Annotated in this window: 18 protein-coding genes and 2 pseudogenes; 3 read left to right on the top strand and 17 right to left on the bottom strand. The window is 38.9% G+C overall.

What is annotated here, in order from left to right; translation table 11 throughout:
• Positions 1–85 precede the first annotated feature (85 nt).
• Positions 86–381 (bottom strand): annotated as a pseudogene (locus tag NYE37_RS13110) (winged helix-turn-helix transcriptional regulator).
• 355 nt (positions 382–736) lie between these two features.
• Here NYE37_RS13110 and NYE37_RS13115 point away from each other — a divergent pair.
• Together NYE37_RS13115 and NYE37_RS13120 are read left to right on the top strand one after the other, a co-directional pair.
• On the top strand, positions 737–883 hold the full coding sequence (locus NYE37_RS13115; RefSeq protein WP_156473352.1) for a hypothetical protein: 147 nt from the start codon (positions 737–739) through the stop codon (positions 881–883).
• Between the two features lie 29 nt (positions 884–912).
• Positions 913–1709, top strand: a pseudogene (locus NYE37_RS13120) (SDR family NAD(P)-dependent oxidoreductase).
• A gap of 42 nt (positions 1710–1751) precedes the next feature.
• Here the strand turns inward: NYE37_RS13120 and NYE37_RS13125 are convergent.
• From NYE37_RS13125 to NYE37_RS13200, 16 genes are all read right to left on the bottom strand, one after another.
• Positions 1752–2375, bottom strand: coding sequence for a DMT family transporter (locus tag NYE37_RS13125; protein WP_052186779.1), 624 nt, complete (start codon positions 2373–2375; stop codon positions 1752–1754).
• A gap of 355 nt (positions 2376–2730) precedes the next feature.
• The gene (locus NYE37_RS13130; protein WP_037996397.1) at positions 2731–3258 is read right to left on the bottom strand and encodes a hypothetical protein; all 528 of its coding nucleotides are present in this window, start codon (positions 3256–3258) and stop codon (positions 2731–2733) included.
• Positions 3246–3815 carry a hypothetical protein gene (locus tag NYE37_RS13135; protein ID WP_131470862.1) on the bottom strand — a complete coding sequence of 190 codons (570 nt, stop codon included), beginning with the start codon at positions 3813–3815 and terminating at the stop codon, positions 3246–3248. Before NYE37_RS13135 ends, NYE37_RS13130 begins: the two co-directional genes overlap by 13 nt.
• A gap of 38 nt (positions 3816–3853) precedes the next feature.
• A complete protein-coding gene (locus NYE37_RS13140; RefSeq protein ID WP_037996393.1) occupies positions 3854–4276 on the bottom strand; it encodes a hypothetical protein in 423 nt (140 codons plus the stop codon).
• A gap of 502 nt (positions 4277–4778) precedes the next feature.
• A complete protein-coding gene (locus tag NYE37_RS13145) occupies positions 4779–5414 on the bottom strand; it encodes a DUF4241 domain-containing protein (RefSeq protein WP_052186776.1) in 636 nt (211 codons plus the stop codon).
• A gap of 102 nt (positions 5415–5516) precedes the next feature.
• Positions 5517–5885 (bottom strand): tetratricopeptide repeat protein, encoded by a 369-nt coding sequence (locus NYE37_RS13150; protein ID WP_236533819.1) that lies wholly within the window; start codon positions 5883–5885, stop codon positions 5517–5519.
• Between the two features lie 60 nt (positions 5886–5945).
• The gene (locus tag NYE37_RS13155) at positions 5946–6935 is read right to left on the bottom strand and encodes a hypothetical protein (protein ID WP_131470865.1); all 990 of its coding nucleotides are present in this window, start codon (positions 6933–6935) and stop codon (positions 5946–5948) included.
• A 52-nt stretch (positions 6936–6987) separates the two neighbouring features.
• Positions 6988–7566, bottom strand: a complete 579-nt coding sequence (locus NYE37_RS13160) for a tetratricopeptide repeat protein (RefSeq protein WP_340712076.1) — start codon at positions 7564–7566, stop codon at positions 6988–6990.
• Between the two features lie 167 nt (positions 7567–7733).
• Positions 7734–8156 (bottom strand): hypothetical protein, encoded by a 423-nt coding sequence (locus tag NYE37_RS13165; RefSeq protein ID WP_131470867.1) that lies wholly within the window; start codon positions 8154–8156, stop codon positions 7734–7736.
• Between the two features lie 700 nt (positions 8157–8856).
• A complete protein-coding gene (locus NYE37_RS13170; RefSeq protein WP_131470868.1) occupies positions 8857–9600 on the bottom strand; it encodes a hypothetical protein in 744 nt (247 codons plus the stop codon).
• A gap of 56 nt (positions 9601–9656) precedes the next feature.
• Positions 9657–10142, bottom strand: coding sequence for a hypothetical protein (locus NYE37_RS13175; RefSeq protein WP_131470869.1), 486 nt, complete (start codon positions 10140–10142; stop codon positions 9657–9659).
• A gap of 149 nt (positions 10143–10291) precedes the next feature.
• Positions 10292–10852 carry a hypothetical protein gene (locus NYE37_RS13180; protein ID WP_037996379.1) on the bottom strand — a complete coding sequence of 187 codons (561 nt, stop codon included), beginning with the start codon at positions 10850–10852 and terminating at the stop codon, positions 10292–10294.
• Between the two features lie 44 nt (positions 10853–10896).
• Entirely contained in the window at positions 10897–12153 is a 1257-nt protein-coding gene (locus NYE37_RS13185; RefSeq protein WP_131470870.1) for a hypothetical protein, read from the bottom strand.
• Positions 12154–12231: 78 nt separating this feature from the next.
• Positions 12232–12717, bottom strand: a complete 486-nt coding sequence (locus NYE37_RS13190; RefSeq protein ID WP_198241574.1) for a hypothetical protein — start codon at positions 12715–12717, stop codon at positions 12232–12234.
• 576 nt (positions 12718–13293) lie between these two features.
• The gene (locus NYE37_RS13195) at positions 13294–13533 is read right to left on the bottom strand and encodes a hypothetical protein (RefSeq protein WP_131470872.1); all 240 of its coding nucleotides are present in this window, start codon (positions 13531–13533) and stop codon (positions 13294–13296) included.
• A 19-nt stretch (positions 13534–13552) separates the two neighbouring features.
• Entirely contained in the window at positions 13553–14992 is a 1440-nt protein-coding gene (locus tag NYE37_RS13200) for an HNH endonuclease signature motif containing protein (protein WP_131470873.1), read from the bottom strand.
• A 273-nt stretch (positions 14993–15265) separates the two neighbouring features.
• Here NYE37_RS13200 and NYE37_RS13205 point away from each other — a divergent pair, with 273 nt between their 5' ends.
• The gene (locus NYE37_RS13205) at positions 15266–15862 is read left to right on the top strand and encodes a YdeI/OmpD-associated family protein (protein WP_131470874.1); all 597 of its coding nucleotides are present in this window, start codon (positions 15266–15268) and stop codon (positions 15860–15862) included.
• The last annotated feature ends 54 nt before the right edge of the window (positions 15863–15916 follow it).

Below are 15916 nucleotides of genomic sequence, written 5' to 3' on the forward strand. Positions count from 1 at the left end.
ATGGATCAGATCCATGCATCGTTCAATCCCTTTTTACTTCTCCACTTTTTTCTTTGCTTTGCACTTGATATATTCTTCTCCCACCCTATGCAAACATCTGGTCCAAATCCGCCTTTATTGACCAACCGAATTCATTGAGTTCACAAACCTCTTTCGGAGACACTTGGTTATAAACAATACGGTGGATCACACCGTCCTTTTCCAATTCGCGCAGTTGTTGGGTCAACATTTTTTGCGAGATCTTCGGCATGGCTCTTTTCAATTGCTGGTCCGCATCGGTCCCCAGGTCAAATGGCAAAGGATGACGGTTTTCCATTTTCCGCTGACTACTTTCAAGGGCGCCTCAACCGGGATATTATAAGATTTCTCTTCCGTTTTCACAGTGATCCTCCTCCCTTCGGATCGCCAATGCTGCTTCTGTTTGATACGGTTACCCAAAAACGCCTGTGTTACCGAGAAGTATCGATATCACTAAAAAGTTCGCACTTCCAAAAAATAAGTATAAGTTACATAATAAGTGTCAAGGCGGCCGAGAACATTCGGCATCCGGACCAAGCCGTTATCATCAGCCAAGATCAAGGAGAGAATCAAAAAAGAAGCCTGGGAAACAGTAACTTAAAGGCTTCTGTGATTCGCTTCGGAGCTTGGGCAGCCGGAAAAACATCCTGTACAAAAGCCTGATAAAGTAGGGAAAATTCGCACTATTGCTCTGTACCACAAACCGACGGCACACGCCGTGAACCGGCTTTTGGCCAAACCGGCGGTAACCACCGTGATTACCCGCGCCAAGAACAAAGCACAAGTGTTGCAAAATGTTGCCTCGAGCCAACGGAAACTGACCCGCGAAGATATTGCACGGCTCGACAACTTGGCCGCCGTCTGAACAACACAAACAAGAAAGGGGAATGATCCATGGACCTCTTTTTAAAGGAAAAAAAAGTGCTCGTGACCGGTTCCACTTCCGGAATCGGAAAAGCAACCGCCCGACTGCTTGCTCAAGAAGGGGCCACCGTCCTACATTAACGGGCGCCGGGAAGAAAAAGTGCAACAAGTCATCAAAGAGATCCAATCTTCCCATCCCGAAGCATCACTGGAACCGGCCGTTGCCGATTTGAGTTCTGAAGCCGGATGCAACGAAATCATCCAAAAGCATCCGGAAGTCGATATTTTGATCAACAACCTCGGAATCTTCGAGCCGGCTGATTTTTTTGAAACCGGAGATGAAGAATGGCAAAAGCTGTTTGAAACCAATATTTTAAGCGGGCTTCGTTTATCCCGCCATTACCTCAAAGGAATTGCTTGAGCGAAATGAAGGAAAAATCCTCTTTATTTCCAGTGAAGCTGCCATCATGCCATCTCCGGAGATGGCCCATTACAGTGCAACCAAAACCATGCAACTGTCGATCTCCAGAAGCTTGGCGGAATTAACCCGGGGAACCAACGTGACCGTCAATACAGTCATGCCCGGATCCACGCTGACCGAAGGCGTGGAAAAACACATCCAAAAGCTATACCAAGGAGAAACCATGTCTTTGGAGGAAGCGGAACGTCGGTTTATGGGCGAACACCGGCCGAGCTCCCTGATTCAACGGCTGATCCGCCCGGAAGAAATTGCCTCTTTTGTGGCATTTTTGTGCAGTCCCCGTTCCTCGGCCATCAATGGCGCTTCGCTCCGGATCGACGGCGGGCTGGTTCATACCATTTTTTAAACTCATCAATACAGGGCAGTCTGTCCGAAAGCAGCACTGCCCTCATATGATCTTTCCTTGCCGGTTAATCAAAAACAAACCGGCAATAATAAAAACCATTCCCAAACCGGCCATAAACGACAGTTGATTTTTAAAAATGATGTAATCCAGCAGTGCGGTGACCGGCGGGACAGCATACAACAAGCTGGTGACATTTGTCAGATTTCCTTTTTGGATCATAAAATACATCATCATGGAAGCGCCAACCGAGATCACCAACGCCATCCAAAACAAACTGATCAAAAAGGTGGAGTTCCATTGAACATGCCATCCTCCAAAAAACGGGAGAAACATTGAAACAACCAAAATACCTCCGGAATATTGAATGGCCATGTTGACCGGCTGACTGATATGAATTTGCTTTTGCATAAATGTACCGGTTGTGATACAGACCAAGCACAAAATGGCGCTGATTAAGCCATATAAAGTGAAGTTTGGCTTTGTGATATTATCAAAAACAACCAAAATCAATCCGCTTAACCCTAAAAAAAGCCCAAACCACTTGGTTTTGTTTTCCCCCAAAAAAGCTGTAATGATTGGTTGTGCACCCAAAATAATTGCCAACATTCCCGGAGACATGTGTTGATCCAGTGCAAAAAAATAAAAAATTTGGTATCCGGCTTGCAACAGAAGCCCCGTAACTATAATGTACCCCCATTCTTTTTATCGTTTTCGGGTAAATGAATCGGCTCATCAAACAAATGCCCCAGATTAATGCCGTTGATAAAAGAAAACGAAGAAACACAAATGTGAAAGGATTGGCATACTCCAAACCGAGTTTGACGAAAATTGCTCCACTGCTCCATGTCAAGATAAAACTGACTGGCAAAACCCATTTCCAACTGTTTAACGCTTGTAAAGGGAGAGGTTGCAATGGAATATTCTTTTTCACCTTCACTCACCTCATTAAGGTCATAGAATCCAAAAACATTTCCTTACCGGCAACCTGTAAAAAGAAGCAGTGCTTTTTGCGCACTGCCCTTCACTGATTCAAAAACCCTCGCAAAGTATGAATTTGGTTCAATTCGTATTGATAATCACATTGCTCCTTAAAACATTCTGTCATCGTTTGAAAAAACATCTCTGCCCCATCCAACAATGCTTCCAAAAAAGCTTTTTTCGGCAAGACGGCTTCCACTTTGTCATTGGCTTGCAACCGGTAAAGGACCCAATCCTTTGAAATCGATTGAATGGACAGCTTGACGGGTTGATCCGGAAATAACGTTTCTCCTTCCCCGGTTTTTACCACCTGTTCCATCACATCGAGAAGATACCCCCACAATTGGTCAACCAAATCCCATGCATCCACATCCAACAAAATCTGATCCGAATCCAAATCAATCAATTCAATGGCGCCATGAATATAATGGAAATCGATCTCACTTTTCATCCCGATTAACTCATCCGCATTGCCGATTGCCACAAAGTAATCATTTCTCTTTTGCTTTAACTGTTTTAAATCAGTGATCTCTTTTCCAGGCTTTAGAATCAACGAATTTACATAGAACAATTAATCCACCTACTCTTCAGGATAAAATTGGCCCACTCTTCCCCTGCCAATATCAGCTCCGGATTAATGTGTTCCCATTCCTGAACATATTGTTGGCATTTGTTTATCGCTTCTTCTTTCAATTCTTCATAAGTGATTTTTTCATTTATAAATTCATATTTATAATATGGTAATGGTTTGGTGACGACCGTTTCACGAATATCAGATAGTTTTTCTGACGGAACGAAAATGGCCCCTGCATAGAGATGGTTCGTTTGCTTTTCTCTTTTAAATTCGATGAATACCTCCAATGCATCAATATCACTCACCGCCACGTAATCATGCCCTTCCAAGAGTTGCACAGCTTTCAACAAATGACAAAACCAAATCGTTATTAGATCCCATCCTTCTTCACCAGGACGAAGTTCATTTTCATGGTAAGTTTCGTCATTATAAGCTTTATCGTTAAACCGAATCATAAAAAAACCTTCGATTTCTCCCCAGTCATCAAATTGGTATCGGTCCAATGTTTTCAGTTCATCAAAGTCTTCGATAATTCGATATTTAATTTCAACCACTGCTTTTCACATCCTTGCTGTGTGAGAAACAAAAAACATTAAACCAGCGACAAAAGATAATTTAATAATTCAGGTTTCTTATGCAGATAAATATAGGATTGCGGAGCAGAAGTATTAAATTCATTCTTCAAAATTGTCAAATCAACCTCTTTCTTCAACGGGTGTATATTTTTAATTGGCAGAGCCATTCTCCCCGGTTTTTGTCCATGAATAAATTCTTGGACACCAACACCTTCATGACCGACCAAATCTTTTGGCTCCCAGATGGGTTCATCCAACTCAAGCAAGGCTTTTATTGCACCAATTGGCTTTGTAACATAAATAAAAGCATTTATTTTCTTGTTTGGGAACCGGTTTCTGAATTCATGCTTTTTCTTCCCTGCCATAATCAGTTCATAAAACTGTGGCTTTAAACTAATTAAAATGTATTCTTTTTCATCAAAACGTGTTGATTGTTTCACTCAATTCCCCTCCAATTAAAAAAACGGCCTAAATCCAGAGAAATACGATTATCTTGATTGCCGGGAGCTAAACCAGACATTGATCAGTTCCCATCCTTCTTCACCCAAACGTAGCCCGTTTTCATGGTAAGTTTCGTCATTATAAGCTTTATCGTTCAATCGAATCCCTCGATTTCTCCAATCATCAAAGCGGTATCGGTCGAACGCTTTCAGTTCATCCAAGTCTTCGATGATTCAATATTTGATTTCAACCACTCTTTCCTCTCCCTGCCGTCCAAAGTAACTTGGTGTAAGCTTATATGTTCCGTTAGAATGAAAGTGATAATTTCCTCTCCTTCTGTAGTTGTATATGTACATTTCATAGTTATTGGACGACTGCTCTTTCTACGTACCAAGAGTGATAAAATCCGCCAAAATCTTCATTCATGCACTGCTCCGCTCCTTGTGACAAAAATCCGAACTGCTTTTCGTTATGCAGTTCGGATTAATGAATTTACCTTTATTATTCATCTACAAATAGTCCAAAATCTGTTACCAAACAGCAAACCTCATTATTCTCATCATATCCCCAATAAGAAGGATAAAACCCATCACCCAATCCGCTTTTAAAAGCAATGATATTCAGCGATGAGTCTATTTCAAAATTACACCAATCTCTTGTAGGTGCATAATTTTTCTCCATTTCTGCCAAAAGGAGATCTTCATACTGCGGGTTGTCATCCAAAATGCTAATATATTTTCGAAAAGTTTCTTGGTCTGCAAAACTGCCCGTGCCACTATTCACCGGATACCCATAGATCTCATCTTCTTCCAATTTGCTTAAATCTTGTCCATCTAATAATGCCATTTCCCAACGAATGGCCCGGCTGTTTTTGAATTTGATTTTTGCAGCTCCTATTCGTTCGTCACCATCATCGACATAATGAACAATATTTAATATCACAGGGTAATTTCCTGAAGGAATTTCTTTAACAAATGGATCTGTGTCGGGTAAAAAAGGATCACATGCAACAATTTTACCTGAAGGCAGGTTTAATGTTCCTATGTTAATGTTTTTGGTTTTTCCTTTTCCTATACTTGTCTCAAATATCACATCATCTTGAAAAAAGTAGCAAAAATCCGGCACCTTGATTTTCATCAAACTCAATCCTTTCTACCAATCATTACCACTAAGCAAACTTGAAATTATACTTCCCACCCGCAGTCCCTCTTTACCATAAAAAATCTCCGAAACCCTTACTTATCCCGGCTTCTTTTTTTCTTTTACATTCCTTTTAAAAAATGTGATTTGGCTTTTTCTTTTTGATTTTTTATGAAGTAATTTGTATAGATCTTCGTCAATCTCACGATAAATGTAATTCTGCATTCGCATCAAAATCAAAAGAGCTTCCAAATAGTCCGGTTTCACTTCGACAGCCTTTCTTAAGCAATTGATGCTTTTCTCAAAATCACCAATAGGAGACTCGAAAACCAATACACTCAACCGGACCCATGCTTCCACGTCATCGGGATATTTTATTAAATGCTGATCCAAAATTCTTTCAATTTCTTCTTCAAGGGCACCTTCTTCATGCAATTTGATGATCTTCTCTGTTAATGATGAATTCATTTTAATATTCTCTCCTTAGAGAATTCCATGTTGTTTCACCACTTCTTCTGTCCGGCGAGCTTACCCTATTTTGACAAACTCTTTGTGGATGGAATCGTAATCGATATCAACTCCTTCCGTTTTTACAAATACAATGGATTCTTCCAGTGAAAGTGCAATAAACCGGGTTATATCCACATTGACCGTATCCACACCATCCGGAATGGTGTCCGGATCATTCTTAATTTCCAAACAATATCCTTTCTCTTCTTGAAGAATCTTTATCTGAAGTCCCAAAATGGTACGTTCCAGTTGTAAAACCGGACCTTGTTCATTTTTCAAGAGATTAAAAGGCAATCCACCACACAATGCTTTGGAGATGATTCTCCCCACTTCGTGGAGATCTTTATCGGAATTAAACGGGAGATGACAGATAAAGTAAGGAAACTTATTCTTTATCTTTTGCTTCGCTGACAGGTTATCAGGATGTGTTTCCTCTTCATCGATATCTAAATCAATATATCCATCCTCTTCTAAGATTTTATCCCTGATTTCTATTCCTTCCGTCCCTTTAAGCAGATTGGCAACATATCCCGTAATATAGAGGTTTTCCCCCCTTATTACCCCTTTCGTTCTATTTATTGCAGAATCAAGAATTGGATAATTAACAATATCCAAAAAATAATATCGCTCTTCATCACCTATTAATAATTCCCAATCTTCTTCATTAAAACCTGCAACGATGATTTCAAATCCTAAAATGGGACTGTCGATATATATGGCAGGAATTTCCTTATAAATGTAGTCTTCCAACCCTCCAAAAGGTAAACCGCCAAATAATTGGTTGGATATCATCTCCGCTATTTCATGTATATCTGTTTCATGTATATCTTTTTCTGTATAAATTGGAAGTTGGCATTCAAAATACGGGAATCCATTCATCGTTTTTCCTCCTGACTTTTCATGGTCATAATCTGTATGATTTTCCTCCTTGTCTTTTGCAGAAAAAGGAAATTTTTCGTTACACCTCCATAGCGCTGAACCCATGAAAAAGACAGTGCTTTCCAGCACTGTCACCTGCTTATCAAAACAACTCAGGACAAGATTTTATTTTTTGATTATATCAATTAACCCCTTCTTTTATCAATTTATAAGTTACAGATGATAAATGGATCCCCTTAATTTTTTCATTGATATATTCATGATAATCGAATACAAGAGGATCCTGGCCACCATTCACCCGGTAGATCTGCCGGACATTTTTCATTCCTTTTAAAAAAAGTGATTTAGCTTTTTCTTTCTGACCTTTTTCTTCATAGTAATTTCCTAATGCAATATAATTCAACACATATTTTGGATAAACTGTAATCGATTTTTCTAAATGACGGACGTATTCCTCATCCATCTTTTTGCATTCAAAGTACCACGCTTTGGCGAACTCAATCAACGATTGCTCCTCACGACTCCTTGGCTGATAGTGATGAAGCAATTGGTATACATCTTCGTCAATCTCAGCATACGCAGTATACTGCATTCTCATTAAAATCAAAAGAGCTTCCAGGCAATCCGGTTTTAGTTCGACGGCCTTTCTTAAACAATTCACGCTTTTCTCAAAATCACCAATAGGGGGCTTGAAAACCAATACACCCAACCGGATCCATGCTTCCACGTCATCCGAATGATGCGCCACATGCTGATCCAAAAATCTTTCAATCTCTTCTTCATGGGCACCTTTTTTACTCAATTTGATTATTTTCTCCGCTAAAGATGAATCCATTTCAGACTCTCTCCTTAAGGAATACCAGGATGTTCAATCACTTTTTTCCACCGGCCTGATTTGATCAGTGTATTCCCTGTTCCTTATCCAATTTAATTAATGCCATCACTTATTCGTTTTGCTTTTTTTTGAAATAAACCATATATATAATCTCCTTTTCGTCGATCTACACAGGCTGTTACCTCAGTCAATGGGCAAATTGGATCCAATCCTGAAATCAGAATAACCGGTAATTCGTAGTACACATTATCCGGATCATCTAAAAAAAGTTTCCACTTGCCATTTAAATTTTTTCGATATACTTGCCCTACGTATCGTGCTAAAGAATCTAACTTTCTTTTTTCAGTTTCCTTCAGAATATCTCCCACTGTGGGATATGTTTTTAAAATCCACTCTTCTAACCGAAGTAGTGATTCCGGACTATAATCAAGCATCAATTGTGCAGGCATTTCTTCAATAAATTCATCAAGCCTGTCTCCCATTTCCATCAACCAATATTGAAATAATCGGTTCATTGTTTCCCCCCTGATTTTTCATGAACCTCTTTCTTGTATAGCCAGACCTTGTTCATTTTCCAAGAACTATTTCTTTAAATAACGATCCATCTCTCTTCCCAACAGCAAATGATCTTAAATTCCTTGTCATCGCGATCATTTCTTATATTCTTTGTCCAGTATAAGTATTGGCTTTTCATGAATAAACAAGTATTCTTTTCTGCGGGTCTGGGGAATCATCTCAATCTTCCTGATTGGTCTTGCATAAGGAACATGTTCCTGTATTTTTTTCATGACCTCCGGAAGATTCTTCAGTTTATTCAGTCTGATCAAGACGAAATATCCCCTGAAATTTCTTTCCACCCTATCTTCATACACATAATTGTAATAAATTTTGATCCTCCCCAAGTTCCGCTTTATAGTACTCATCTCTCAATAACTGCTTTCACGATACTCGAATTGAATTTTTAAGGCTTTTTCCAAATCGTTTTTAACTGCCCGCAACGATTTGTCAGCTACACCATAAATCATATACTCATACATCATAATCACCTGACCCCCATTATACTTGGCCAACCGCTCATGACAAGGGATTGGACATGACATTCTTGCTAAATCAGCATATCCTATTTTTCAAATTAAATCATTTGATCAACCAAATAAATTTTATGGTCATAAAATAGGAGTCATTCTCTCAAAATGACTCCAAAATCCAATACTATTAATCATCACTTGGCGGAGGTATAATAATTGGCTGATATCTTAGTACCTTTTCAACGATTTCTTCTGGAGTAAGTTTATTATCACTCCAATAAATCAACCTCATTAATTCTTTAAAATCAGGTACTGATTTTTCCAATAATGACAAAATCTCAGTCTCTTCTTCTTCAGAGAATTCTACATTGATTAGCTTTCTAACTGTAACTATTAATTCTTCTTTTGATTTGATGAATTTGTCCATTGTAATCTCCCCCCTCTTCTTAGCGCCCAAAGCGGTAATTGCCGCGTTCTTCCAATTGATGTTTAACTTTCGGAAAAGAGTGCTGGCGGCATTTTTCCAAAAGTCTTTGGTAAACACTTTTTGTACTTTTTGTACGGGGGCGTGCAGTTTTTCAAGCAAACTGCTTCCTTTTCTCGCCAATTTGCTCGCCCTTGCCATTTTGCCGACTTTGTCCGCACCTTTGGTTCCCACCACAGCCAAGACAATTTCTCCAAGCGCATAGCCAAACCATTCTGCACGGCTTTTCGCATCCCCGTGGATCACATCACGTATAAACGATTCGGAAATGGATTGCCAGATTGCTTTGATGGTATCAATCGGATGGGCAATCGCATAAAACAAATTTTTTAACGTTTCAATGGGATGTACTATGATATCGATGATCCCTTTGACTGCATCCCAAAGGGACTTACCCAATCCTTTAAAGAAGTTGCCCACAAGAATCCGCCAAATAATTGGTTGCATATCATCTTTCATTATTACTGACAAAAAAGACAGTGCTGAAAAGCACTGCCCCTTTTCTATTCAACATATTCTCCTGTTTTTGGATCTTTGTAACACCAATGCGGATCATAGGATTCTTTTATTTTTTGCATATCCTCCAATGTATACACCAAGTCATAGTCCGGTACATAAAAATAATGTCCGGGATTGATTTTCAAATATTCATAAGCAAAGCGAAAAACAACATCTTCTTTATTTGCAATTTTTTCGATATATCCCACACGACACAAATCCAGTCCCGGATCCAGTCCGACATCTTCGTAGTCTTTAAAAGGTGTATTCCATCTGTTTTCTTTGGAATAAAGATAACAAAAAAAGGCTCTGTCATTTTTTGCTTCTCGAATCGTAAAAGTTGTGTAGCTAAAACGACCGTTTTTATATTCCTTCATATCACTGTAAATAAACCCCAAGTTGGCCCGAAACGAAGAAACAACCGCATCAGCCAAAAGTTTCTCAGGAGTATATTCCACCCTTGGCATTAAAATACATGCAGGAATTCCCATATTACTTTAATACCTCCTTATTATCTTATTTCCTTGATCTTACTCATAAAGCCTTTATCTGTATGAAAATGTTACATACAAAAAGCAGCCTGTTTATTTACAGGCTGCTTAGGAATGACTCACAGGAGAATTGTTTGCTTTCTTCACTTCTACACATTCTTTTTTAAATAATCCAAGATGACTGAGCGATCTTCTTCGGCTTGTTCATAACCTTTGTCATAAGCATAGCGAGTTACTGTTTCTTTAGATAAACCTAAAATCATCTGTTTATAAAATTCCGTACAACCTTGAACCAATGCGAGAAAAAATTCTTTTTTAGGTAAACACCAATTTTTATCCTCAATTGAAAATAAAACAAACCCTTTTTGCAATATTTTCAAATTCATTCTTACCGGCTGATCCGGAAAGTAATATGTACTTTCTTTATGTTCAATAGCCTCTAAGGTTAAATTGAGAAGATAATCCCAAAGTTGATCAATTAAATCCGAATAATATTCTGATAGAACAGGTTCATCATAATAGCTTAATTCAATGTAACCCTCTAAATAACGATGATCCAGATAAGGATCTAATTTCTTCAACAAATCCGTGTTTGTGACCTCAATGGCTTTTTCCTTTAATGAAGGAACTACTATAATTCCTTTTGATTCTAATATATCTGGATCCGGGATGTTTTCCGGTACAAAGATATAAGATCGGACTTTGAACATAAAACCCAACTCCTTAAAATCATACCAAGATATCAATATAATTTTTATTCTACTTTTGGATATAATTGACCAACTAAACGAATTATTCTTCCATTCGAATTATTAATTTCTCTTACAAAACCTACTACATATTTAACCCCATCGATACTTATTTCTTCATTTATACCTAATTGAAATTGTGATCTTTTTTTAGCATTTTGACTAATAATTTCTTTTTCTTGCTTGATAATCTTGTTTAGTATCTCTTCAACATCCTCGGCTGTCATTCTGCTTGGAAATAAGGTATTTTGGCTTTTGTTTTTCCGTACATTTGGATTAAAGTATTGTGGATGATGGCTTTCTAATATATGTTTCATTGCTTTTTTATCTATAGTAACAAATATATTACTATCAACCTGAATAGAAATACTTTTAAAATTTTTTAAGTAATTATTCAATTCATCTGGATTTGCGGATCTGATTCTTCCATCTTCTATCCATTTTTTCATTTGTTCTCCTGGTATATTCACAGGAGAATCCGGCAATGCCAAGTCTTTCCCGGTTACACTGTTACGTTTTTTGCCAAGAATTTTTTCAAAGTATTCTTGATAGGCTTGGTTCGTATTTTGATTAGGCAAAGGAGTATTTTTGATTAAATCATTTCTTTGGGCTATGTTTGTAGTTTGGTTACTCCTGCCTCGTTCACAATGCCCGCCATTAGGCAACAGCATCATGGCCACATAGCTGTCTGCTGGTTGTTCATAAACCAGGCAATCCAGCTTTTTGTATACCTTCATGGCCGCAGGGGCAATTTTGGGGATTCCAAAATATCCAATTACTGTGAGAGCCGTTCCGGTTACACCGGTAATTGCCGCGTTCTTCCAATTGATATTTAACTTTCGGGAAAGAGTACTGGCGGCATTTTTCCAAAAATCTTTGGTAAACACTTTTTGTACTTTTTGTACGGGGGCGGGCAGTTTTTCAAGCAAACCACTTCCTTTTCTCGCCAATTTGCTTGCCCTTGCCATTTTGCCGACTTTGTCCGCACCTTTGGTTCCCACCACAGCCAAGACAATTTCTCCAAGCGCATAGCCAAACCATTCTGCACGGCTTTTCGCATCCCCGTGGATCACATCACGTATAAACGATTCGGAAATGGATTGCCAAATTGCTTTGATGGTATCAATCGGATGGGCAATCGAATGAAACAAATTTTTTAATGTTTCAATGGGATGTGCTATGATATCGGCGATCCCTTTGAGGGCATCCCAAAGGGCTTTACCCAATCCTTTAAAGAAGCTGCCGGCAAGCCAAATAGACAAATAATTGGTTGGATATCATCTTTCATTATTACTGACAAAAACATGAAAAAGACAGTGCTAAAAAGCACTGCCCCTTTTCTATTCAACATATTGACCTGTTTTTGGATCTTTGTAACACCAATGCGGATCATAGGATTCTTTTATTTTTTTCATATCTTCCAATGTATACACCAAGTCAAAGTCCGGTACATAAAAATAATGTTTGGGATTTATTTTCAAATATTCGTAACCGAAGCGAAAAACAACATCTTCTTTATTTGCAATTTTTTCGATATATCCCACACAACATAAATCCAGTCCCGGATCCAGTCCGACATCTTCGTAGTCTGTAAAAGGTTCATCCCACATGTATTCTTTAGAATCAACATAACACAAAAAAGCTTTATCAGTTTTTTCTTCACGAATTGTAAAAGTTGTGTATTTAAAGCGACCGTTTTTATACCTCTTCGTATTACTGCAATAAAAGCCTAAATTGGCCCGAAACGAAGAAACAACCGCATCAGCCAAAAGTTTTTCAGGAGTATATTCTACACGTGGCATTAAAATACATGCAGGAATTCCCATAACTTTAATACCTCCTTATTATCTAATCTCTTATATTAAACCCCAACTCCTTGTACTTCCTTGATTTTACTCACAAAGCCTTTATCTGTATGAAAATGTTACATACAAAAAGCAGCCCGCTATTACAGGCTGCTTAGAGCAATTTTCATCATTGAGCTTCGGGATTTGGTATTTTGAGATTACCCAATTTTAACAAGTTCTTTGTTAATTGAATCGAAATCGATATGGATTTCTTCTGTTAAGAGACCGCTCTAATATCATTGTCTTGCTCAAATATTTCCGAAAAACTTTTCATATTAATCCAATTATCTTCATTCTTGTAAAAACATTATCAGATATAATTCGTTTATGCCCTTTTATCTACTTTGAGTTAAATACATTGTATTATATGTTAGTCTAACTCTCAATAAATAATCTACTGCATTTGAATCTATAGGCAGTCAGGTTATACTTTAATTAATGTTTAAATAATAAAAAATATTAATGTTATATATAAAAAGACAGAGGTGACTTTATGTCATCTCTGTCTAACCCTCCTTCTTAAACAACCCAGAAACCTCCAAAATCCAAATACTATTAATCATCACTTGGTGGAGGTGTAATAATTGGTTGATATCTTAGTGCCTTTTCAACAATTTCTTCTGGAGTAAGTTCATTATCACTCCAATAAATCAACCTCATTAATTCTTTAAAATCAGGTACTGATTTTTCCAATAATGACAAAATCTCAGTCTCTTCTTCTTCAGAGAATTCTACATTGATTAGCTTTCTAACTGTAACTATCAATTCTTCTTTTGATTTGATGAATTTGTCCATTGTAATCTTCCCCCTCTTCTTAGCGCCCAAAATGATATTTTTTATCTAGTATTTCTTGATGCATTTTAGGAGTCACTATAATTAAGTTATCTAAATCGTATACTCCCCCTCCATCATGAATCGGCTTTCGATGATGAAGAACGTAATTACGTTGACCACCATGCCATTGTTGGGGAAGTGTAAAAGGAGCTTTCCCTGATCTCATTCTGCTTATATTACTAGCACTAAATTCACTGGCGTATCTAGAATTTGCAACAGCTCTCCAGAATGCACTTCTAAACTCATTAAAATTACTAAAATCCCTGCCCCGTAATTGATCTGCAACCTCCTTTGGAATCACACCAATATTCCCTTGCGTACCACGCATCATTTTTTCAACACTGGGAGCATTAATTCCCCCTGATACTGTACCCGGCGAATTTCTTAATTGTGTAGCATTTACAGAGTTTTGGTTTCTAGCCGAAAACTTCTGCAACCACTGGCCGAATGGAGTATCTCCAATGCGTGTTCTTGTTGGGCTGGTCAGGGCCGCAGAGTCACCGCTCATGACGAGGGATTGGGAGAAGCTTGGAACCTCCCGGTTGTTGATCCATCGAATAATGTCATCCGAGTTCTTGCTTATATATTCACCGCCGAAAACAATCCCAAACCCGAATACGGCAGCGATAGCAGTATTCTTCCAATTGATTTTTCCCGTCTTAAAAATATCCCACAGGCTCTGGTCGACTCCTGCCCCCACAGCGCCGCCAAACATCTTGGGAAAGGCCTTTCCCAACCAAGGAATTCTGGTTCCCAACCAGCGTCCCACATTGCTGGCAATCGCTCCTGAACCGGCTGCCCAACCAAAGAGAGCGGAAAGTACTCCTATGACCCCTCCCAATAACATATCTGTCAACATCTCATCGCCAAACAGCTCGTTTCCAGAAATCCATGAAATAATCCCGCTTACCAATATACCAAATAAAATGCTTACCCCTGTGGTTACCGCAACCGCCGCTCCAACGACAAATCCAACAACAGCGGCGACGATGCCGACAATAGTTAAGACAATAAGCGCAATTCCCTTATGCTCCATGATCCAGTTCCCGAATGATGCCAAAGCATTTACGGCAACATCGGTGATCTTGGAGATAATGCTTTTGATCTCTTCCCAAAAAGCCGCTACTTTTTCCTTGGTCCAATGGATGAACTCAGAACCTTTCTCGCTGACCCACTCCCAGCCGTCTTTGAAAAATTCGGCTGTCTTGTCCCAGAATCCTTTTTCTTCGGCCTGCACATCTGTGTTATGGATTGGTTGTTGTTTTTGCGGACCGGGGTTGTGTTCGAACTGATCGAAATCTTCATTCACCTTGGGAACATCAAATCCCCCGGGTTCGGCATAACCCGTGCCGCTGGCCAATGCGAATGATCCGGCCAACAAAACCAGAAGGGCAAAAAACGAGCGCAAAAACCTGTTCACGCTGTCAAAACCTCCCGTGAAACTTTTTCGTTGTGAATCTTTGGTTCCCTTCAATTTTTATGTAACATTAAAAGGATACCGAATGTATATTCGGTTTTCAAGGTGTTGTCATTTTTTTAAAAATATTGTCAATTGATCAGAAGGGATGTCTTCACCTGACTGAGTCTGACAGGGGCGATAATGACGGGATCCCTTCATCTATAAAGGAAAGAAAGATCAGAAATACTACATACAACTGAATCCATTCGTAACTTTAAAAAGGAGTGTTCGTGAGTGACAAAGAGCGAAAAGAACCCAAAGGTGGATGCATTGATCGCCAACGCCCGCCAGTGGAAGGAAGAATTTGAGAAGCTAAGAGAGATTGTTCTTGACTGCGGGCTGACGGAAGATTTCAAGTGGAGGCACCCTTGTTACACATATGAGGGAAAAAATGTTGTCTTGATCCACGGGTTTAAATCGTATTGTGCGTTGTTGTTTCACAAAGGCGCTTTGTTAAAAGATCCCCATGGCCTCTTGGTCCGACAATCGGAGCATACGCAATCCACAAGGCAAATCCGATTTACCCAGGTTCAAGAAATCATGGACAAAAAGCCCATCTTAAAAGAATATATCAAAGAAGCCATCAGAGTGGAAAAAGCCGGGTTGAAAGTAGATTTTAAAAAAACCGATGAATACACCGTCCCAAAAGAGTTGCAAGAAAAATTTCATGAAATGCCGGCCTTGAAGACTGCTTTTGAAGCATTAACCCCGGGACGCCAACGGGCATATCTTCTTTATTTTTCAAGAGCCAAGCAATCCAAAACCCGGAAATCCAGGATCGAAAGGTATGTCCAGCATATTCTCGACGGGAAGGGAATAAATGACCAATGAGATTCCAAATAAGCAAAAAAGCCGCCTCAACATGAGAACGACTTTTTGCGATCC

The sequence above is a fragment of the Thermoactinomyces sp. FSL K6-2592 genome (assembly GCF_038006465.1).
GTDB classification, from domain to species: Bacteria; Bacillota; Bacilli; order Thermoactinomycetales; family Thermoactinomycetaceae; genus Thermoactinomyces; species Thermoactinomyces vulgaris.